The organism is Xanthomonas graminis pv. graminis (assembly GCF_030168915.1).
In the GTDB taxonomy this organism is placed as follows: domain Bacteria; phylum Pseudomonadota; class Gammaproteobacteria; order Xanthomonadales; family Xanthomonadaceae; genus Xanthomonas_A; species Xanthomonas_A translucens.
On sequence record NZ_CP076255.1, the window covers coordinates 1,837,916 to 1,856,725 of the forward strand.

20 protein-coding genes are annotated in these 18,810 nt (G+C 69.5%); 13 read left to right on the forward strand and 7 right to left on the reverse strand.

The window, feature by feature from the left end:
* Positions 1-29: 29 nt before the first annotated feature.
* A complete protein-coding gene (gene pstS, locus KHF85_RS07980) occupies positions 30-1,049 on the reverse strand; it encodes a phosphate ABC transporter substrate-binding protein PstS (RefSeq protein ID WP_053834616.1) in 1,020 nt (339 codons plus the stop codon).
* Between the two features lie 166 nt (positions 1,050-1,215).
* Positions 1,216-2,466 (reverse strand): OprO/OprP family phosphate-selective porin, encoded by a 1,251-nt coding sequence (locus tag KHF85_RS07985; protein WP_284569159.1) that lies wholly within the window; start codon positions 2,464-2,466, stop codon positions 1,216-1,218.
* A 290-nt stretch (positions 2,467-2,756) separates the two neighbouring features.
* Here KHF85_RS07985 and KHF85_RS07990 point away from each other — a divergent pair, with 290 nt between their 5' ends.
* The 3 genes from KHF85_RS07990 to KHF85_RS08000 all read left to right on the forward strand — a co-directional run bounded on the left by KHF85_RS07990 (position 2,757) and on the right by KHF85_RS08000 (position 5,556).
* Entirely contained in the window at positions 2,757-3,089 is a 333-nt protein-coding gene (locus KHF85_RS07990; protein ID WP_284569160.1) for a hypothetical protein, read from the forward strand.
* A 194-nt stretch (positions 3,090-3,283) separates the two neighbouring features.
* Complete coding sequence (locus KHF85_RS07995; protein WP_284569161.1) at positions 3,284-3,973, forward strand: carbonic anhydrase; 690 nt, start codon at positions 3,284-3,286, stop codon at positions 3,971-3,973.
* Positions 3,974-3,984: 11 nt separating this feature from the next.
* Positions 3,985-5,556, forward strand: a complete 1,572-nt coding sequence (locus tag KHF85_RS08000; protein ID WP_284569162.1) for a SulP family inorganic anion transporter — start codon at positions 3,985-3,987, stop codon at positions 5,554-5,556.
* Between the two features lie 280 nt (positions 5,557-5,836).
* Here KHF85_RS08000 and nth read toward each other — a convergent pair whose 3' ends face one another.
* From nth to KHF85_RS08015, 3 genes are read right to left on the reverse strand one after another with little or no spacing between them, the layout of a single operon-like run.
* Complete coding sequence (nth, locus tag KHF85_RS08005) at positions 5,837-6,511, reverse strand: endonuclease III (RefSeq protein WP_284569163.1); 675 nt, start codon at positions 6,509-6,511, stop codon at positions 5,837-5,839.
* The gene (locus KHF85_RS08010; RefSeq protein WP_284569164.1) at positions 6,508-6,876 is read right to left on the reverse strand and encodes a hypothetical protein; all 369 of its coding nucleotides are present in this window, start codon (positions 6,874-6,876) and stop codon (positions 6,508-6,510) included. Before KHF85_RS08010 ends, nth begins: the two co-directional genes overlap by 4 nt.
* 13 nt (positions 6,877-6,889) lie before the next feature.
* On the reverse strand, positions 6,890-7,672 hold the full coding sequence (locus KHF85_RS08015) for an enoyl-CoA hydratase-related protein (RefSeq protein ID WP_284569165.1): 783 nt from the start codon (positions 7,670-7,672) through the stop codon (positions 6,890-6,892).
* A gap of 161 nt (positions 7,673-7,833) precedes the next feature.
* Between KHF85_RS08015 and KHF85_RS08020 the strand changes: the two genes are divergently transcribed.
* The 5 genes from KHF85_RS08020 to KHF85_RS08040 all read left to right on the forward strand — a co-directional run bounded on the left by KHF85_RS08020 (position 7,834) and on the right by KHF85_RS08040 (position 12,520).
* A complete protein-coding gene (locus KHF85_RS08020) occupies positions 7,834-8,535 on the forward strand; it encodes an FKBP-type peptidyl-prolyl cis-trans isomerase N-terminal domain-containing protein (RefSeq protein WP_284569166.1) in 702 nt (233 codons plus the stop codon).
* Positions 8,536-8,651: 116 nt separating this feature from the next.
* Complete coding sequence (locus KHF85_RS08025) at positions 8,652-9,452, forward strand: NUDIX hydrolase (RefSeq protein WP_284569167.1); 801 nt, start codon at positions 8,652-8,654, stop codon at positions 9,450-9,452.
* Positions 9,449-10,330, forward strand: a complete 882-nt coding sequence (locus KHF85_RS08030) for a sulfurtransferase (RefSeq protein WP_284569168.1) — start codon at positions 9,449-9,451, stop codon at positions 10,328-10,330. Before KHF85_RS08025 ends, KHF85_RS08030 begins: the two co-directional genes overlap by 4 nt.
* Before the next feature lie 86 nt (positions 10,331-10,416).
* Complete coding sequence (locus tag KHF85_RS08035) at positions 10,417-11,334, forward strand: DUF1684 domain-containing protein (RefSeq protein WP_409976697.1); 918 nt, start codon at positions 10,417-10,419, stop codon at positions 11,332-11,334.
* 259 nt (positions 11,335-11,593) lie between these two features.
* Positions 11,594-12,520, forward strand: a complete 927-nt coding sequence (locus KHF85_RS08040) for an IS110 family RNA-guided transposase (protein ID WP_284566813.1) — start codon at positions 11,594-11,596, stop codon at positions 12,518-12,520.
* A 247-nt stretch (positions 12,521-12,767) separates the two neighbouring features.
* Here the strand turns inward: KHF85_RS08040 and KHF85_RS08045 are convergent, their stop codons facing one another.
* Positions 12,768-13,361 carry an N-acetylmuramoyl-L-alanine amidase gene (locus tag KHF85_RS08045; protein WP_284569170.1) on the reverse strand — a complete coding sequence of 198 codons (594 nt, stop codon included), beginning with the start codon at positions 13,359-13,361 and terminating at the stop codon, positions 12,768-12,770.
* 41 nt (positions 13,362-13,402) lie between these two features.
* Between KHF85_RS08045 and KHF85_RS08050 the strand changes: the two genes are divergently transcribed.
* From KHF85_RS08050 to rlmKL, 5 genes are all read left to right on the forward strand, one after another.
* The gene (locus tag KHF85_RS08050) at positions 13,403-13,894 is read left to right on the forward strand and encodes an MOSC domain-containing protein (protein ID WP_284569171.1); all 492 of its coding nucleotides are present in this window, start codon (positions 13,403-13,405) and stop codon (positions 13,892-13,894) included.
* Positions 13,891-14,418 carry an alpha/beta fold hydrolase gene (locus tag KHF85_RS08055; protein ID WP_058363681.1) on the forward strand — a complete coding sequence of 176 codons (528 nt, stop codon included), beginning with the start codon at positions 13,891-13,893 and terminating at the stop codon, positions 14,416-14,418. Before KHF85_RS08050 ends, KHF85_RS08055 begins: the two co-directional genes overlap by 4 nt.
* 43 nt (positions 14,419-14,461) lie before the next feature.
* The gene (locus KHF85_RS08060; RefSeq protein WP_284569172.1) at positions 14,462-14,971 is read left to right on the forward strand and encodes a GNAT family N-acetyltransferase; all 510 of its coding nucleotides are present in this window, start codon (positions 14,462-14,464) and stop codon (positions 14,969-14,971) included.
* A 210-nt stretch (positions 14,972-15,181) separates the two neighbouring features.
* Positions 15,182-15,307: an ABC transporter gene (locus tag KHF85_RS08065; protein WP_284569173.1), complete on the forward strand. Its 126-nt coding sequence runs from the start codon at positions 15,182-15,184 to the stop codon at positions 15,305-15,307.
* 142 nt (positions 15,308-15,449) lie between these two features.
* Positions 15,450-17,630: a bifunctional 23S rRNA (guanine(2069)-N(7))-methyltransferase RlmK/23S rRNA (guanine(2445)-N(2))-methyltransferase RlmL gene (rlmKL, locus tag KHF85_RS08070; protein WP_284569174.1), complete on the forward strand. Its 2,181-nt coding sequence runs from the start codon at positions 15,450-15,452 to the stop codon at positions 17,628-17,630.
* Positions 17,631-17,763: 133 nt separating this feature from the next.
* Here the strand turns inward: rlmKL and KHF85_RS08075 are convergent, their stop codons facing one another.
* Positions 17,764-18,807 carry a response regulator gene (locus KHF85_RS08075; protein WP_284569175.1) on the reverse strand — a complete coding sequence of 348 codons (1,044 nt, stop codon included), beginning with the start codon at positions 18,805-18,807 and terminating at the stop codon, positions 17,764-17,766.
* Positions 18,808-18,810: the final 3 nt, after the last annotated feature.

Here is an 18,810-nt window from a genome sequence, read left to right on the forward strand (position 1 = left end):
GGTAGCGATCGGCGGAGAGAGAACGCCGATCAATACTTCAGGTTGGCGCTCCAGTAAGCGTCGATCTGCTTGACCAGCGCGTCCGGCAGCGGCACGTAGTCCAGCTGCTTGGCCTGGGCGTCGCCGTTGGCGTAGACCCACTTGAAGAAGTCCTTGGTGGCCTTGGCGCTGGCCGGGTTCTTCGGCTGCTTGTGGACCAGGATGAAGTTGGTCGCGGTGATCGGCCACGCGGCCTCGCCCGGGGCGTTGGTCATCACCAGGTAGAAGTCCTTGGCGTTGGCCCAGTCGGCGCTGGCGGCCGCGGCGGCGAAGCTCTCGTCGCTGGGCTGCACGAACTTGCCGGCGGCGTTCTTCATCGCGGTGTAGGCCATCTTGTTCTGCAGCGCATACGACAGCTCGACGTAGCCGATGCCGCCCTTGATCTGCTTGACGTAGGCGGCAACGCCTTCGTTGCCCTTGCCGCCGATGCCGACCGGCCATTGCACCGCGGTGCCTTCGCCGACCTTGCTCTTCCAGTCCGGGTTGACCTTGGACAGGTAGTTGGTGAAGTTGAAGCTGGTGCCCGAACCGTCGGAGCGGTGCACCACGGTGATCTTGGCGTCGGGCAGCTTCGCGCCCGGGTTCAGGGCGACGATCGCCGGGTCGTTCCAGGTCTTGACCTTGCCCAGGAAGATGTCGGCCAGGGTCTTGCCGTCGAGCTTCAGCGCGCCCGGGGCGATGCCCTGCACGTTGACCACCGGCACCACGCCGCCGATCACCGACGGGAACTGGGCCAGGCCGGACGCGGCCAGCTCGTCCGGCTTGAGCGGCGCGTCGGAGGAACCGAAGTCGACCGTGGCGGCCTTGATCTGGGCGATACCGCCGCCGGAACCGATCGACTGGTAGTTGACCTTCTTGCCGGTGGCGGTGTTGTAGTCGGCCGACCACTTGGACATGACCGGATAGATGAACGAGGCGCCCGCGCCGGTGACATCGGCGGCGTTGGCGGCGAACACGAACGACGCGGCGACGGCGGCAGCCGCGACGCGGGATTTGAGCGAGAGGATCACGGAGGAAGCTCCTGAAGTAGGGTATGCGGGGCACCGCATGCGGCCATTACATAACCGTTCGATGACGGTGTCGGTGCTGGTACATGACGGAAACATGACGCTGCGATGGAGCATGGCGCCGCTGCAGCGCACGGCCTGCGCCGCGCACTGCAGCGGGCCGCGGCGATTACCAGTAGAACTGCGCGCGCGCTTCGAGGATGTTCGGCTTGTCGCTGACGTTGCCGCGGGTGGTGCTGCTGTACTTGCTGCTATCCACCATCACGTAGTTCAGCGCCAGCTTGAAGTTGGAACGCCAGTACCAGTTGGCGCCCACCGTCCAGGTGCTCATCTTGCCGCCGAGCACGCCGTCGATCAGCGGTGCGCCGACCGGACGCGCGACCAGGTCGCCGTCGTTCAGATCGATGCTGTCGTAGCGCAGGCCCAGCTGCCACATGCCGCTGGCCGGCTCGTTCGGCAGCGGGGTGGTCGGCACGCCGGCCTTGTAGCCCCAGGTCTCGCCGGTGATGTTCCACACGCCGCTGAGGTACCAGCCGTCGCTGCTGTAATTGTCGCTGGAGCCGTAGCGCTCGACCTTGGCGTTGTAGTACTCGGCCTGGGTCTTGAACGGGCCGGTGACCCACATCGCTTCGCCGCCGATCACGCCGATGCGGTCGGTGTTGGTCAGGTTGCCGCTGTCCACCAGGCGCACCGAGGCCAGGTCCGCGTCCGGACGTGCGCGCAGGCGCAGCGTGTCGGCGTCGGTGTCGTAGTTCACGTAGCTCAGGCCGAAGTGCAGGATGTTGCCCGACTCGTTGATCGGCGCGAAGGTGCCGCGCGCGCCGTAGCCGCTGCCATGCGCCAGATTGCGGGTCAGCTCGCGGCCGAACACGCTGCCGACCACGCTCCAGTTGTTGTCGCCGTAGCCGACCGCGCCGCCGAGGCGACGCGACACCGCGTAGGTATTGGTGACCGAGGCCTTGGAGATGAAGTCGTTGTTCTTGGTGCTGGACAGTTCTTCCAGGCTGTTGGGCTGCTTGTACTGGCCGACCTGCAGGAAGTTGTTGGCGTTGCCGCCGAACTTGTACTTGATGTTGTTGTCCAGGAACTTGCCGGTGCTGCGCACGGTGGTGCCGTTGTTGGCCGACTCGCGCAGGACGCTGGCGTCGTAGCCGACCACCCACTCGTAGTTGCCCGGGCCCTTGCCCTTGGCGATCAGCTCGGCGCGGCGGATGCCGAACTCGGCGTTCTTGCCGTTGTTGCCGGTGGTGCCGTTGAGGTCCTGGACGTCGTTGTCGTACCAGTTGCCGTCGGCCTGGACCAGGCCTTCGAAGGAGACTTCCGAACCGCCGATCACGTCGATGGCGATTTCGGCGTGCGCTGCAGGCGCGAACACGGCGATGAGCACGGCTGCCGAGAGGAGGGTGCGAGACAGTTTCATGGGTTGCCTGGGCGGTTGGAAGATGCGCGCAGGCTAATATGTAAAGATTGCGTAAATATGACACTTGGCGGACATCGGCCGCGCACGCCGATGCACGCCATCGCGTCGTCTGCGCCATTGAACGCGCCGCATGTTGCGATCCGATGGCGCGCAGATGAAACGGCGCATGGCGGTTGTCGCCGACGACGGGCATCACAAAGCTGGGCATCGTCTCGCGATCGCACCACCGATCGGTCTTTTTGTGCGCCGCACCACTTGTCGATGCCGAAAACGCTGGGTAGCGTGGGGCCATGAACTCGCATGCCCGCAATCGGATGCCGACGCTCGCCGCCCTGCTGCTGATCGCGCTGCTGGCGCTGATTCCGGCGTTGTGTCCGGCAGCGGCGACGCTGGCGCCTGCGGTGACCGACAGTGGCCTGCTGGCAGCGCCGGAAATGCCGGCGGCGGACGCGCAGGCCGAATCGCGCGACATCGCCGATCCGCTCGACGACTACGACAGCGCAATCGTGCCGCCGGCGCCCTGGCGGCAGGTGCGCTTGACGACGCCCGGTTGGCCCGAGCCAGCCGCCTGGCACGGCGCGGGCACCCATCCGCAGCCACGGTTGCGACCTCCCAGCGCCTGAGCCGCTGGATCCTGACTCGCCTGGCCCACGGCCGCGGCGAGCTCGATCACCGTTCCGGCAGCGTCCGCCCCCGGCGCCCGATGCGATGACGCGCTGCCGACGGCGCGGTCGCCGCGTTCCATCCCCGTTCCCCCGTTCTGCGGCATCCGCCGCGGCGACGCCGTTCCCTCGTCCCTTTGTTCCGAGGTATTCCCATGGACAGTCTTCTCGATGGTTTCCGCCACTTCCGCAAAGAGGTCTACCCGCGCCAGCGCGGCCTGTTCCGGCAACTGGCCGGCGGCCAGACCCCGCATACGCTGTTCATCACCTGCGCCGATTCGCGGGTGATGCCGGAACTGATGTTCGCCGCGCAGCCCGGTGAACTGTTCGTCTACCGCAACATCGGCAACGTGGTGCCGCCGTACTCGCAGCACGTCAGCGGCGTGGTCGCGGCGATCGAGTACGCGGTGGCGGTGCTGCAGGTCAAGCACATCGTGGTCTGCGGCCACACCGATTGCGGCGCGATGAAGGCGGTGCTCAATCCCGACTCGCTGCGCGAGGTGCCGAACGTGGCCGCGTGGCTCAAGCACACCGACAGCGCACGCCAGGTCGCCGCGCAGCACGATCATGCCGGGCATCCCGAGGACGCGCTGAACTGCCTGACCGAGGAGAACGTGGTGGCGCAGCTGGACCACCTGCGCACCCAGCCGGTGGTGGCGGCGCGGCTGGCCCGCGGCGCGCTGCGGATCCATGGCTGGATCTACGACATCGCCCACGGCGAGATCCGCGCCTTCGACGCCGAGCAGGGGCGTTTCCTGCCGCTGCTGCCGGAAGAGGGCAAGCGTGCGCCCGAAGCCACCCCGCGGCCGCGCCTGGTGCCGGTCCTGCGCAACGTCGCGGTCTGAAGGAGTCGACCATGCGAACCATGAAAGAACCCTCACGCGCTGGTGCGTCGGCGCTCGCCGGCTATCTGCGCAACGGCGTGTTCGGCCGCGACCTGCTGGCCTCGGTGGTGGTGTTCCTGGTCGCGCTGCCGCTGTGCATGGGCATCGCCATCGCCTCGGGCATGCCGCCGGCCGCCGGCCTGATCACCGGCATCGTCGGCGGCCTGGTGGTCGGCATGATCGCCGGCTCGCCGCTGCAGGTCAGCGGCCCGGCCGCCGGCCTGGCGGTGCTGGTGTTCGAACTCGTTCGCCAGCATGGCGTGGCCGCGTTGGGGCCGGTGATCCTGCTGGCTGGCGCGATCCAACTGGTCGCCGGCTTGTGTCGGGCCGGGGTGTGGTTCCGCATGACCTCGCCGGCGGTGGTCGCCGGCATGCTCTCGGGCATCGGCATCCTGATCGTCGCCTCGCAATCGCACGTGCTGATGGATGCGGCACCGAAGGCGCGCGGGCTGGAAAATTTCGCCGCCTTGCCGGCGGTGCTGTGGCAGGCGCTGGATGCGGGCGTGGGCCGCGCCGCGCTGTTGGTGGGCCTGGGCACCATCGCGATCATGCTGGCCTGGGAGCGGCTGCGCCCGCAGCGGCTGCGCTTCGTGCCCGGCGCATTGCTGGCGGTGGTGGCGATGACCGCGCTGGTGCAGCTGCAGGGCATGGACGTGCGCAAGGTCGACGTGCCGGCCAACCTGTTCTCGGCGATCCAGACCCCGACCCTGGCCGAGATGCTCGGCGTGTTCGACGCGACGCTGCTGCTGTCGGCCTTCACCTTCGCCTTCATCGCCAGCGCCGAGACCTTGCTGTCGGCCGCGGCGGTGGACCGCATGCACGAGGGGCCGCGCACCGACTACGACCGCGAACTGGCCGCGCAGGGCGTGGGCAACATGCTGTGCGGGTTTCTCGGCGCGTTGCCGATGACCGGGGTGATCGTGCGCAGCGCGGCCAACGTGCAGGCCGGCGCCGCCACCCGCATGTCCACCATCCTGCACGCCGGCTGGCTGCTGGTGTTCGCGCTGCTGCTGCCGTGGCTGCTGCGGATGACCCCGGTGGCGTGCCTGGCCGGCATCCTGGTCTATACCGGGCTGAAGATGGTCAAGCTCGGGCAGGTGCGCGACCTGGCCGCCTACGGCCGCGGCACCGCCGCGATCTACCTGGCGACCACTTTCGCCATCGTTGCCACCGACCTGCTCACCGGTGTGCTGATCGGCTTCGCGTTGTCGCTGCTGCGGCTGGCGCTGCAGCAGTCGCGGCTGAAGGTCGGCGTGCATGCGCACGAAGACGGCGACGGCAGCGCGGCGGCGGGCACCGGCAAGCTGCGCCTGTCGCTGGAGGGTTCGGCCACCTTCCTGCGTGTGCCGACCATGGCGCGGACCCTGGAGCGGCTGCCACCCAACACCGAACTGCACCTGGACGTGGCGCGGCTGCACCACGTCGACCATGCCTGCCTGGAACTGCTGCGCGACTGGAGCCGCAACGCCGCCGCCCGCGGCTGCGCCCTGGTGGTGGACTGGAAGGAACTGGACCGGCGCGTGGAGGGGCGGCGCGCGGCGTAGCGTGCCGCGTTGTTCTGATGCGCAACCACAGCAATCGTGCAGGCGTGGCTTCGGTCGCGACGAGCGCAGCGGCGGGCCTTCCGGCTTCGGACGTTGTCGCGGCTGAAGCCGCTCCTACAGTGCGCCCAGCCGGCTATTTGCAGGCCGTTGTAGGAGCGGCTTCAGCCGCGAGCTGATTCCACCGAAGCCGCATTTCTTTCTGCACCAGTGTGTCGCGGCTGAAGTTGCTCCTACAGCGCATTTGGTCGGCGGATCCGATGGCTGAGATGTTCGAGCAACTTCACTCCGGCGTCTTGTCCTTGAACCGGCACAGGTCGCGGATCACGCAGCGCGGGCACTCCGGCTTGCGCGCCTTGCACACGTAGCGGCCGTGCAGGATCAGCCAATGGTGCGCATCGTGCATGAACTGCGCCGGCACCCGCTTGAGCAGGCCGTCCTCGACCGCGCGCACGTCCTTGCCTGGGGCCAGGCCGGTGCGGTTGGCGACGCGGAAGATATGCGTGTCCACGGCGATGGTCGGCTCGCCGAAGGCGGTGTTGAGCACCACGTTGGCGGTCTTGCGGCCGACCCCGGGCAATGCCTCCAGCGCGGCACGCTCGCGCGGCACTGCACCGTTGTATTGCTCGACCAGGATGCGGCAGGTGGCGATCACGTTCTTGGCCTTCGCGTTGAACAGGCCGATGGTGGAGATGTAGCGCTTCAGGCCATCCTCGCCCAGCGCCAGGATCGCCGCCGGCGTGTTGGCCACCGGATAGAGACGGCGCGTGGCCTTGTTGACCCCGACATCGGTGGCCTGCGCCGACAGGATCACCGCGATCAGCAGCTCGAATGGCGTGCTGTAGTCCAGCTCGGTGGTCGGCGTGGGATTGAGTTCGGACAGGCGCGAGAACAGTTCGTGGATCTCGGCCTTGCGCAACGTGGGTCCACGCCGCGGCGCGGCGGCCGCTGCGCTCATTGCGGACCCCGCGCGGCGGCCTTGGCCTTGGCTCGAGCCAGGATCGCTGACGCGGCCGGCGGCAGCGACGGCACCGCGGCGGCGACGGTCGCTGGCGGCGCGCGCCGTGCCTCGCGTGCGGCGGCGCGGCGCGCCAGGCGTGCGCTGCGCGCGCGGTAGCGTTCGCGTGCGGCCCAGGCCTCGCGCAGGCGCTGTTGCGCCGCCAGTAGCTGCGCGCGCAGCTGCGGATGCGCCGGATCGAGCCGGTCGTCGTCGGCCGCGCCGGCGTAGGCCATCAGGCCGCCATCGATCGCCGCGTCCAGATCGTCGTCGAGCACCCAGCGCAGCAGTTGCAGCGGCGATGCGGGGGAGGGTAGGTCGGACATCGGCGCGCGCGGCTCAGCGATTGCGGAACAGCGGCGGGCGCCGTTCCAGGAACGCACGCGTGCCTTCGCGCATGTCCTCGCTGGAGAACAACAGGCCGAACTGCGCGGTCTCGTATTCGAGGCCTTGTTCGATCGCCGATTCGGCGCCGACCTGGATCGCATCGAGGATGCCGCGCAACGCCAGCGGCGCGGCGGCGGCCAGTTGCTGCGCCAGTTGCAGCGTGGCCGCGCGCAGCTCGGCCGCAGGCACCACGCGGTTGACCAGGCCCAGCTGCAGCGCGCGCGCCGCATCGATCGGCGTGCCGAGCAGGCACAGTTCCAGCGCCGCGGCGCGGCCGGCCAGGCGCACCAGGCGCTGGGTGCCGCCGAAGCCGGGGATCAGCCCGAGGGTGATCTCCGGCTGGCCGAGCCGGGCGCCGTCGGCGGCGATGCGCAGGTGGCAGGCCATGGCCAGTTCCAGCCCGCCGCCGAGCGCGAAGCCGTTGACCATCGCCAGTACCGGCTTGGATAGGCGCTCGATGCGGCGCATCAGGCGCTGGCCCAGTTGCGAGAAGTCGCGGCCCTGAACCGGTGTGAGTTCGTTCATTTCGGCGATGTCGGCGCCGGCCACAAAGGCCTTCTCGCCGGCGCCAGTTAGGACCACCACGCGGATCGCGGGGTCGGCTTCGGCCTCGGCGAAGGCCGCGTCCAGCGCCTGCAATGTTTGCCGATTCAACGCGTTGAGCTTGTCAGCGCGGTTCACGGTGATGATGCGGATCGCATCCTGGGTCGCGCTGAGCACCGGCGTGCCGGACATGGCTATTCCTGAAGATGTAAAAAAAGAGTGAAGGGAACTCCGGTGGCGCAAGTTGGTCAGAGTTGCGTCGTCGGTAGCGGATATGCGCCGCGGAGGCTATCCTAACGCGTCATCTCAGGCGGCACAGGCCGCCCTGTGCCACCACCCTGGAGAATTGTTTGATGAAGTTGCGTTCTATTGCGGTCGCCGTGGCGGCCCTAGCCCTGAGCGGCAATGCGTTCGCCCAGGACACCTCGTCCGAGAAGGGCAAGCTGAGCTATTACTTCGGTTACGACTACGGCAACAACCTTGCCGAACTGTCGGGCCGTGGCGAGCAGCTCGATATCAATGCAGTGGTGAAGGGCTTGCAGGATGCCTACGCCAAGAAGCAGCCGGCGGTCGCCGCCGACCAGCTGAAGCCGGCGGTCGAAGCGTTCCAGAAGCGCGAGCAGGGCCGTGCCCAGCAGGCCAAGGCCGACTACGAGAAGGCCGCTGCCGAGAACAAGACCAAGAGCGAGCAGTTCATCGCGCAGAACAAGGCCAAGGCCGGCGTGCAGACGCTGCCCAGCGGCGTGCAGTACCGCGTGATCGAAGCCGGCAAGGGTGCCAAGCCGACCCAGGCCAGCACCGTGCAGCTGGAAGTGGCCGGTCCGTATCCGTTCGGCCAGCGCCCGGCGCAGTCGCGTCCGGCGCAGCAGATCCCGTCGATCAAGGTCAGCGAAGTGGAGATGCAGGCCATGCGCGACACGCTGCTGCAGATGCCGGCCGGTTCCAAGTGGGAAGTGACCCTGCCGCCGGACAAGGCCTATGGCGCCGACCCGCGCACGCCGTTCCCGCCGAACGTGGCGGTGCAGTTCGAGATCAAGCTGATCAGCGTCAAGTAAGCGCGCTGCGCAGTGCATGACGATTGCGCCGGCGGCAACGCCGGCGCAATTTTTTTTGCGGCAGGGAAAGTGCCGTTGCCGGCAAATCGCGCTAGTCTGAGCAGGTGTCGAATCCGATGGATCCCGTCCCCCATGCACTGCTCACGCCCTGCATCGGCATCTGCGCCCTCGACGCGCAGGGCTACTGCGCGGGCTGCCTGCGCAACGGCGACGAGATCGCGCGTTGGCGCGGCATGAGCGACGCCGAGCGCCAGCGCTACATGCAGGAGATATTGCCGCAGCGCGGCTGGTCGCCCACGCCAGGCCAGCGCCTGGCCGAGCGCACGCGCCTGCTGCGCGCGCTGCATCCGCTGCAGCTGCCGCCCGGCGGCCCCGGCTGGAACCATCACGAACTGCACGATCTGCTGCCCGACGGCGCACCGGCCGAGGTGGCGGTGCTGGTCGGGCTGTTGCCGCGCGCCGACGGCACCCACGTGCTGCTCACCCGCCGCACCGACAGCCTGCGCCACCACGGTGGCCAGGTCAGTTTTCCCGGCGGCCGCATCGAAGCCGACGACGCCGATGCGGTGGCCGCGGCGATCCGCGAGAGCGAGGAAGAAATCGCGCTGTCCCCAACGCAGGTGGAAGCGCTGGGCTATCTCGATCCGTTCGTGACCATCAGCGGTTTCCGGGTGATGCCGGTGGTGGCCGCGATCGATCCGGCATTCGTGCCGCAGCCGCATCCCGGCGAAGTGGCCGAAGTGTTCGAGGTGCCGCTGGCCTACCTGATGGCGCCGGACAACCTGCGCAGCATCGAGACCGACTACCGCGGGCGGCCGCGGGTGGTGCTGGAATACGGCTGGCCGGGGCAGCGGATCTGGGGCGCGACCGCAGCGATCCTGCTCAACCTGCGCCGACGACTGGAGCAAACCGCATGAGCGAACCGTCACCCGACTGGCAACGGCTGGTCGATGTGCCGACGCTGGCCGCGGCGCTCGGCCACCCGGATCTGCGCATCGTGGATGCGCGTTTCGCTGCCGCCGCGCTTGCCGATCCGCAGGCCGCGCAGCTCGCGCGCCAGGCCTACGCGCAGTCGCATCTGCCCGCTGCGGTGTACGCCGATCTCAACACGGATCTGTCCGACCTTGGCCGTCCGGGCCTGGGTCGGCATCCGTTGCCCGAGGCCGATGCGTTCGCGCAGACGCTGGGGCGCTGGGGCATCGCGCCGCACACCCAGGTGGTGGTCTACGACGCCGGCGACGGCAGCATGGCCGCGGCGCGGCTGTGGTGGATGCTTGGCCTGCTCGGGCATCGCCGCGTCGCCGTGCTCGACGGCGGCCTGGCCGAATGGCGCCGGCATGGCTTGCCGGAAACCGATGCCGCCGCAACGCCGTCGCCGCTGCCGCCGTATCCGCAACGCTTCGATGCCAGCCGTATCGCCGCTGCCGAGGAGATCGCCGCGCGCCTGCACGAGGCGCCGGGCTGGCTGCTGGATGCGCGCGCCGGCGAGCGCTTCCGCGGCGAGGTCGAACCGATCGATCCGGTCGCCGGACACGTGCCCGGCGCGATCAACCGCCCGCTGGGCCAGAACCTGCGCGATGGGCGCCTGCGCCCGCCGCAGGAACTGCGCGCGGAACTGGAGCCGTTGCTGCACGGGCGCGATCCACGCGAGGTGGTGCTGATGTGCGGATCGGGCGTGACCGCCTGCCATCTGCTGTTGGCGCTGGAGCATGCCGGCCTGCACGGTGCGCGCGTGTATGCCGGATCGTGGAGCGGCTGGATCGCCGATCCTGCGCGGCCGCGTGCCAGCGGCTAGTTGCTGCGGCAGGCACGCCGGATCGGCGTGGTGTGGAGGAGGCATGGGTGACAAGTACAGGGGCTGAGACGATGCGCTGGCGTGGGATGTGGATGCTGACGGTAGCGCTGAGCCTGGCCGCCTGCGGCGAACGTCCGCGCACGGCCGGCGCCGACGCCTCGCCGCGCTCGCAAGCCGACGCGCACTACCGGATGGCGGTGGAGCAGCGCCGCGCGCAGCGGGTGGCGCGGCTGCGCGCGCCGGGCGGCTGGCTCAGCTATACCGGCTCCGGTCGCCTGCACAGCGGCGTGCACCAGGTGGGCAGCGCCGCAGACAACGACGTGCAACTGCCGGCCGGTCCCGCGCACCTGGGCAGCTTGCGTATCGATGCCGATGCCGGCGTGGTGTTCGAGGCCGCCGCGGACGCCATGCCGACGGTGCGCGGGCAGGCGTTCCGGGCCGGTCGCCTCGGCACCGATGCGGCGCACGGCACCGAGACGCGGCTGGCGCTGGGCGAGCAGGAGTTCTACGTGGTGCGCACCGGCAACCTGTTCGGTTGGCGCTTCCGCGATCCGCACGCGGCCGCGCGCAGCAGCTTCCACGGCATCGACTATTTTCCGATCGATCCGCGCTGGCGGGTGGTCGCCGACTGGCATCCGGCCCCGCTGCCGCGCGCACTTGTGTTGCTCACGTCGATCGGCACGCCGCAGCCGCTGGCGCTGGCGGGCAGCGCCGAATTCACCCTCGGTGGCCGCCGCTACCGGCTGCAGGCGCTGCGCGACGACGATGGCAAGCGGCTGTTCTTCCCGTTCACCGACCGCACCAGCGGCCGCGAGAGCTATGGCGGCGCGCGTTATCTGTTCGTCGAGCCGGCGCAGGGCGGGCGCATCGTGCTGGACTTCAACCTGGCGCAGAACCCGCCCTGCGCGTTCACCGCGCACGTGGTGTGCCCGCTGGCGCCGGTCGGCAATCGCCTGGAGCAGGCGGTGACCGCGGGCGAGAAGAACTATCTCGGTCTGCGCTGAGCCTGCCAGTTCGCAAAATTCACCATGTCGCTCATCGCGTCTGAAGCCGCTTGTGTCTGGAGATTGCTCTACAGTTTGAGTGGAGAGCGATGTGCGGCACGCCGACAGGCCGTAGTGTTCAAGCACGTGTAGGAGCCAGGGCGGCCGCACATCGACCTCGTTGCCTAGCCCGAACAGTTGAACGAGCGTTCGCTCGAACTTCACAAGCGTGGGCAGCGACGAGGTGGCTCTCTCCTGTCCCCCAGTCTACCTAACGCTTATGCCTCTTTGGATCGGTATCGATGTGGCCAAGGACACCTTGGCCGTCCACGTGCTTCCCCTGGACCAGTTGCTGTCCTTTCCCAATACCGCCCAGGGCCACCAGCGCCTGTGCGACCACCTTGCCGGGCACTGCGTCGGCAACGCGCTGCTGGAGGCCACCGGCGGCTACGAACGGGCGGTGATGACGGCACTGGCCACGGCAGGGATCCCGGTGACCCGGATCAATCCGCGCCGGGCACGCGCTTTCGCCACGGCCTTGGGCACAACCGCCAAGACCGATCCGCTGGATGCGGCCTTGCTGGCGCGCATGGCTCACCTGGTGCAAGCGCCCGCGCCGGCTCCCGATCCCTTGCGTGAGCAACTGCGCATGCTGGTCCAGCGCCGCGAGCAACTGGTCCAGCAACGTGACGACGAGCGCCGTCGCTTGCATCAGGCGACCCTGGCCATGGTGCGCGCGTGCCTGATCGAGCAGATCGGCGACGTGCGCCGCCGTATCCAGCGGATGAACCAGGCGATCAAGCAGGTGCGGTGCCAGCTCGACGATGCGCTGGCGCACGCCCTGGGCACGGTCCCGGGCATCGGCGAGGTCACCACCGCCAGCCTGATGGCCTATCTGCCCGAACTGGGGACGCTGGATCGTCGCCAGATCGCGGCCCTGGTCGGCCTGGCTCCCTACAACGTGGACAGCGGGCAGCACTGCGGCAAACGCCGCATCCGCGGCGGGCGTGCCACGATCCGACGAGTGCTGTACATGGCCTGTTGGAGCGTTGTGCGCACTCAAGCCTCCTTCAAGGAGCGTTATCAACAGTTACGGGCACGCGGCAAGCCCGCCAAGGTCGCCATCACCGCATGCATGCGCGTGCTGCTTATCCGACTCAACGCCATGGCACGAGATCGCACACCATGGCGTGAGGTTATCGGATGAGAAGACAGTTGCTCCTACAACAGCCTGCGAATAGCCGGCTGGGTGCATTGTAGGAGCGGCTTCAGCCGCGACAATTTCCCAAGTCGGAAGGCCCGCCGCTGCGTAAAGTCGCTCCCACAAGGATTCCATCGGCGCCGCGGAGCGGCGAGGCATCTTGTGTGAGGGACTTCAGTCCCGGCTGCCTGCCCGTTCGGAACATTCACCACTTCGCTCGTCGCGGCTGAAGCCGCTCCTACAGGGAGCGGTGTCAGCGGTCGGAAGGCGCATCCGCCGAAGGCGCATACGGCGTCAGCGCCACCGCCTCCAGCACCTGCGGCCACGGAAAACGCGGGCCGGGATCGAGCTTGCGCTGCACCTGCCGCGCCGGATCGTCGCTGGCGGTTTCGCGGCTGCGGTCCAGCGCGTCGTGGCCGGCGATATGGCGCAGCTGCGGCAGCTCGGCCTGCACCTGTTGCAGCAGTGCGATCAGCGCCTGGATCTGCGCCGGCGGGTAGCGCTCATGCATCGCCTGGTGGCGCGAATCCAGCCAGTGCGGATAGCGCCCGCGGTTGACCAGTTCGATGCCCAGCGACTGCGCGTTGTAGCCGCGCACGTGGTGCGCCACCCGCTGCAGCGGCACGTACTGGTGCACGCTGCCGTCGCGGTCGATGTAGAAGTGGCCGCTGTTGCCGGTGCCGGACGCATACAGCACGCGCTCGCCATAGGCGCGCGCGCTGGCCAGGTCGGGCAGTTCGGTGCAATGGATCACCGCCAGGTCGATCGCATCCAGCGTGCGCGCCTGCAGCCGTTCGACGTAGGGCAGGGGGACATCGTGGATCGGCAACGGCGGGATCTGCGGCATGCACGGATGCTAGCATTCGCCGATCGCTGTGAATCCCGATGATGACTCTGAATCCCGATAGCCCGCTGGCGACGCTGCTCGCCACGTTGCCGCGCGCCGGACGCGTGGACTGGATAGGCCTGCGCCCGGCGCGCGATGTGCCGATGCTGGAAGTGGCGCAGGCGGTGGCGCATGCCGATGCCGGCCTGTTCGGCGACCGCTACGCCGGCCGCAACGGCAGGCGCGGGCTGACCCTGATCCAGGCCGAACACCTGCCGGCGATCGCCGCGCTGGCCGGCCATGCGCAAGTGGCACCGGCGACGCTGCGGCGCAACCTGGTCGTCTCCGGCATCCCGTTGATCGCATTGAAGGGGCGCCGCTTCCGCATCGGCGAGGTCGAGCTGGAAGGCATCGCGCCGTGCGATCCGTGCTCGCGGATGGAGGACGCGCTGGGTCCCGGCGGCTACAACGCGATGCGCGGCCATGGCGGCCTGTGCGCGCGGATCGTGCACGGCGGCACGCTGCGGCTCGGCGATACGGTGCTGGCGCTGTGAGCCGCGGCCACTGCATCCTCGCGCACGGGTTCGAGAGCGGTCCGGACGCGATCAAGGTCACGGCATTGGCCGAGGTCGCGCAGCGCCTGGGCTGGAGCCATGAGCGCCCGGATTTCACCGACCTGGACGCGCGCCGCGAGGTCAGCCAGCTCGGCGACGTGCCGGCGCGGCTGCAGCGCCTGCTGGGGTTGGCGCAGGCCGCCGCGCAGCGCGGGCCGGTGGTGCTGGCCGGGTCCAGCCTGGGCGCGTACATCGCCGCGCAGGTGTCGCTGCAGGTGCCGGTGCGCGGCCTGTTCCTGATGGTGCCGCCGACGCGGATGGGCTGGATGCCGGCGCTGGACGCGGCGCCGGTGCCGATCTCGATCGTCCACGCCTGGCACGACGAGCTGATTCCCGCCGCCGAGGTGATCGCCTGGGCGCAGGCGCGCGCGGCGCGGCTGCTGCTGGTCGACGACATGCACCGGCTGGGCGGCCACGTCGAAGCGTCGGCGCGCGCGTTCGCCGAACTGTTGGAAACGCTGTGAGCTTCGTGTTCCGCGCAGCAGACTGCATCAACCGGAGCCACCGATGGAACTGAACATCCGCGCCGAAACCCAAGCCGACCACGCCGCGATCGAGGCGCTGATCCTGGTCGCGTTCTTCCGCGTCGCGCACAGCCGCCACGACGAGCAGCAGATCATCGAACGGCTGCGCGCGGACGGCGCGCTGACCCTGTCGCTGGTGGTCGAGCACGACGGTTACATCGTCGGCCATGTGGCGGTGTCGCCACTGCAACTGTCCGACGGCAGCCGCGGCTGGTACGCGCTGGGACCGCTGTCGGTGGGGCCGGGCCATCAGCGCCAGGGGCTGGGCACACGGCTGGTGCGCGAGGCGCTGGCGCAGCTGCAGGCGCTGGGCGCGGCCGGTTGCGTGGTGCTCGGCGAGCCGGCGTTCTACGCGCGCTTCGGCTTCGCGCCGGAACCGGGACTGGTACTGCCGGGCGTGCCGGCCGGGGACTTCCAGGTGATCGGTTTCGGCGACCGTATGCCGCCGGTGGCCGAGGCCGAGTACCACGACGCGTTCCTGGTCGGAGGCTGAGCGTCGCCGCTGCGGTTGTACCGCGGCCGCGGATACACGGGTTACCATCGTGCCTGCGATGAGCGAGCCGAGGATTTCTCCGAAACGATCCGGCCGACTTCGGCTCGCTCGGCGAGCGCTGGGACATCGCCCAGCGGCTGCGCGCCGCGGGCTCGGCGCTGTGACCGCGCAGCGGCCGGCGGCCGAACGCAGCGGCTGCCAAGCGAAGCGATGCGCGTGCCGCTGCTCGGCGCCTGGCTGTCCGACGCCGATGTGCTGATCCCGGCCGAACCGAGCAACCCTCTCGACCGTGCGCAGCGCCGGCAACCAGGCGTGGACCGCGCCCCGGGCTGGTAATGGTGGGCGCGATGGCCGACCATTCGCGTCTTCCCGTCCGTTGCCGCCGCCCGCCCGCCGTGGGCCGCGCTGCCGCGATACGCGCGGGGCGGGCCTGGCGCCCGCCCGCGCATCCCTCCTTCTTCGTGTGGTCCGCATTCCCGTGAAATTCTTCGTCTCCTGCGCCAAGGGCCTGGAATACCTGCTCGTCGACGAGCTGCTCGCGCTCGGCGTCGCCACCGCCACCGCCACCGTGTCCGGGGTCAATAGCGAGGGCGAGCTGCGCGATGCGCAGCGTGCGGTGTTGTGGTCGCGCCTGGCCAGCCGCGTGCTGTGGCCGCTGGACGAGTTCGACTGTCCCGACGAGACCGCGCTGTATGCCGGCGTGGCGGCGTTGCCGTGGCGCCAGCACCTGACCTCGCAGCACACCCTGGCGGTGGACGCGCACGTGTCCGGTACCGCGATCACGCATGCGCGCTATGCCGCCCAGCGGGTCAAGGACGCGGTGGTGGACACGCTGCGCGGCGAAGGCCTGGAACGGCCGTCGGTGGACGTGGAGGATCCGGATCTGCGCCTGAACCTGTCGCTGCGCAAGGGCCGCGCCACGCTGTCGGTGGACCTGGGTGGCGGCTCGCTGCACCGGCGCGGCTGGCGCCAGGTGCAGAACGCGGCGCCGTTGAAGGAGAACCTGGCCGCGGCGGTGCTGCTGCGCGGGCAATGGCCGCAGCTGTACGCGCAGGGCGGCGGTCTGCTGGATCCGATGTGCGGCAGCGGCACGCTGCTGATCGAAGGCGCGCTGATGGCCGCCGACGTGGCCCCGGGGCTGCTGCGCGGCGATCTGGCCGCCGCACGCCGTGGCGACGCCGGCCCGCTGCCATTCAGCGCCGCGCCGAGCCGCTGGCTGGGCTTCGACCAGGAGGCCTGGCGCAGCCTGCTGGCCGAGGCGCGGCAGCGCGAGGCCGCCGGCCGCGCCGCGCTGCAGCCGGTGATCCATGGCAGCGACCTCGATCCGCATGCGATCCGCGCCGCGCGCGAGAACGCGCAGGCGGCCGGGGTCGCCGCGGCGATCGTGTTCGAGGTGCGCGATGTCGCCGACCTGCGCACGCCGGCGCAGGCGCTGGGCACGGTGGTGTGCAATCCGCCCTACGACGAACGCCTGGCCGCCGACACCGCGCTGTACCGGCGCCTGGGCGAGGCGCTCAAGTGCGCGGTGCCGCAGTGGCGCGCCAGCCTGCTGTGCGGCAATGCCGACCTGGCCTATGCCACCGGCCTGCGCGCGGCGAAGAAATACCAGATGTTCAATGGCGCGCTGGAATGTCCGTTGATCGTCTGCGACCCGATCGCGGTCGCGCAGCGCGCGCCGGCCGAGGCGCCGCGCGCGCTCAGCGACGGCGCACAGATGGTCGCCAACCGGCTGCGCAAGAACCTGCGCAAGTTCAAGAGCTGGCGCGCGCGCGAACGGGTCAGCTGCTTCCGCGCCTACGACGCCGACCTGCCCGAGTACGCGGCGGCGATCGACGTGTACCAGGAAGACGGCGGCCAGGCGCGCACCTACCTGCACGTGCAGGAATACGCCGCACCCGAAGAAATCCCCGACGCCGATGTGCGCCGCCGCCGCAACGAGTTGCTGGCCGCCGCGCGCGAGGTGTTCGCCGTGCCGGCCGAGCGGGTGGCGCTGAAGTCGCGCGAGCGCGGTAAGGGCGGCAGCAAGTACGGGCGCTTCGAGCAGCGCGGCGAGTTCCTGGTGGTGCGCGAACACGACGCGCTACTGCGGGTGAATCTGTTCGATTACCTGGACACCGGCCTGTTCCTGGACCATCGCCCGCTGCGCGGGGCGATGGCGCAGCAGGCGCGCGGCAAGCGCTTCCTCAATCTGTTCTGCTACACCGGCGTGGCCAGCGTGCAGGCCGCGGTGGCCGGCGCCGATTCCACCACCAGCGTGGACCTGTCCGGCACCTACCTGCAGTGGTGCGCCGACAACCTGGGCTTCAACGGCAAGGGCGGCGCCCAGCACCGCCTGGTGCAGGCCGACGCGCTGACCTGGCTGGAGGCGGAGAAGAACCGCTACGACGTGATCTTCTGCGACCCGCCGACCTTCTCCAACTCCGCGCGCGCCGAGGATTTCGATCTGCAGCGCGAGCACGTGCGGCTGCTGCGCGCGGCGGTGGCGCGGCTGATGCCGGAGGGCGTGCTGTACTTCTCCAACAATTTCCGCCGCTTCAAGCTGGACCAGGACGCGCTGGGCGAATTCGCCTCGTGCGAGGAGATCACCGCGCAGACCATCGCGCCGGATTTCGAGCGCAATCCGCGGATTCACCGCGCCTGGCGGTTGCAACGGCGCTGAGGGGGCGGGCGTCGCGACGTTTTCGTCTTGGTCTCGCTGTTGTAGGAGCGGCTTCAGCCGCGACAGGCGCTACGGAGAGCGCCTGTCGCGGCTGAAGCCGCTCCTGCATCGGGTGTAGCGGCGGCCGCGCGGCTCAGCCGTCGCTGTGCCGCGCCGCGGCATCCGTGCTGGTGCGCTGCGGCACGTCCTCGCCCGGCGCGCATTCGCTCCAGTAGTGCTGAATCTGCAGGATCTGCGGCAGGATCTCGGTGAACAGGCAGACCAGGCGCGGTTCGAACTGGGCGCCGGCCTGCTGCTGGAACAGCTCCATCACCTTCGCCAACGGCCATGCGTCCTTGTACGGACGCGGCGTGGTCAGCGCATCGAACACGTCCGCCACGGCCACGATCCGCGCCGATTCGGGAATGCGCTCGCCGGCCAGGCCGGCCGGATAGCCGCTGCCGTCCCAGTGCTCGTGGTGGTGCAGCGCGACCTCGGCGGCGAGCCGGAACAGCGGCGCGCTGCTGCGGCTGAGGATGTCGTGGCCGATCTGCGGATGCCGCTTCATCACCGTCCATTCGTCCGCATCCAACGGCCCGGGCTTCTTCAGGATGGCGTCGGGAATGCCGATCTTGCCGGTGTCGTGCATCGGCGCGGCCTGCTCGAGCAGCTTGGCGTCCTCGCCCGACCAGCCGGCGGCGATCGCCAGCGCGCGCGCATAGGCGGCCATTCGCCAGATATGGGTGCCGGTGTCCGAGTCGCTGTAGTGGCCGGCCATGCCCAGCATCTGGATCGCGTCGCGATGGCTGCTGGCCAGGCTGGCGGCGCTGACCAGCGACAGGTGGGTGCGCACCCGCGCGCGCAGGATGCTCGGCGAATACGGCTTGGTGATGTAGTCCACGCCGCCGGCCTCGAAGCCGATGCTCTCGTCGGCGTCCTTGTCCTTGGCGGTGACGAAGATGATCGGGATCGCCGCGGTGCGCGGGTCCTGTTTCAGGGTGCGGGCGATGGTGTAGCCGTCCAGGTCGGGCAGGTCGATGTCGAGCAGGATCAGCGCCGGGCGGTGCTTGACCACCGCGCGCAGCGCCTCGGCGCCGTTCTTGGCGAAGGTAAGCGGGTAGTCCTCGCGCAGGATCTGGCGGATCAGCGCCAGGTTGCTGGCTTCGTCGTCTACGCACAGGATGGGGGACTGAACCATCGT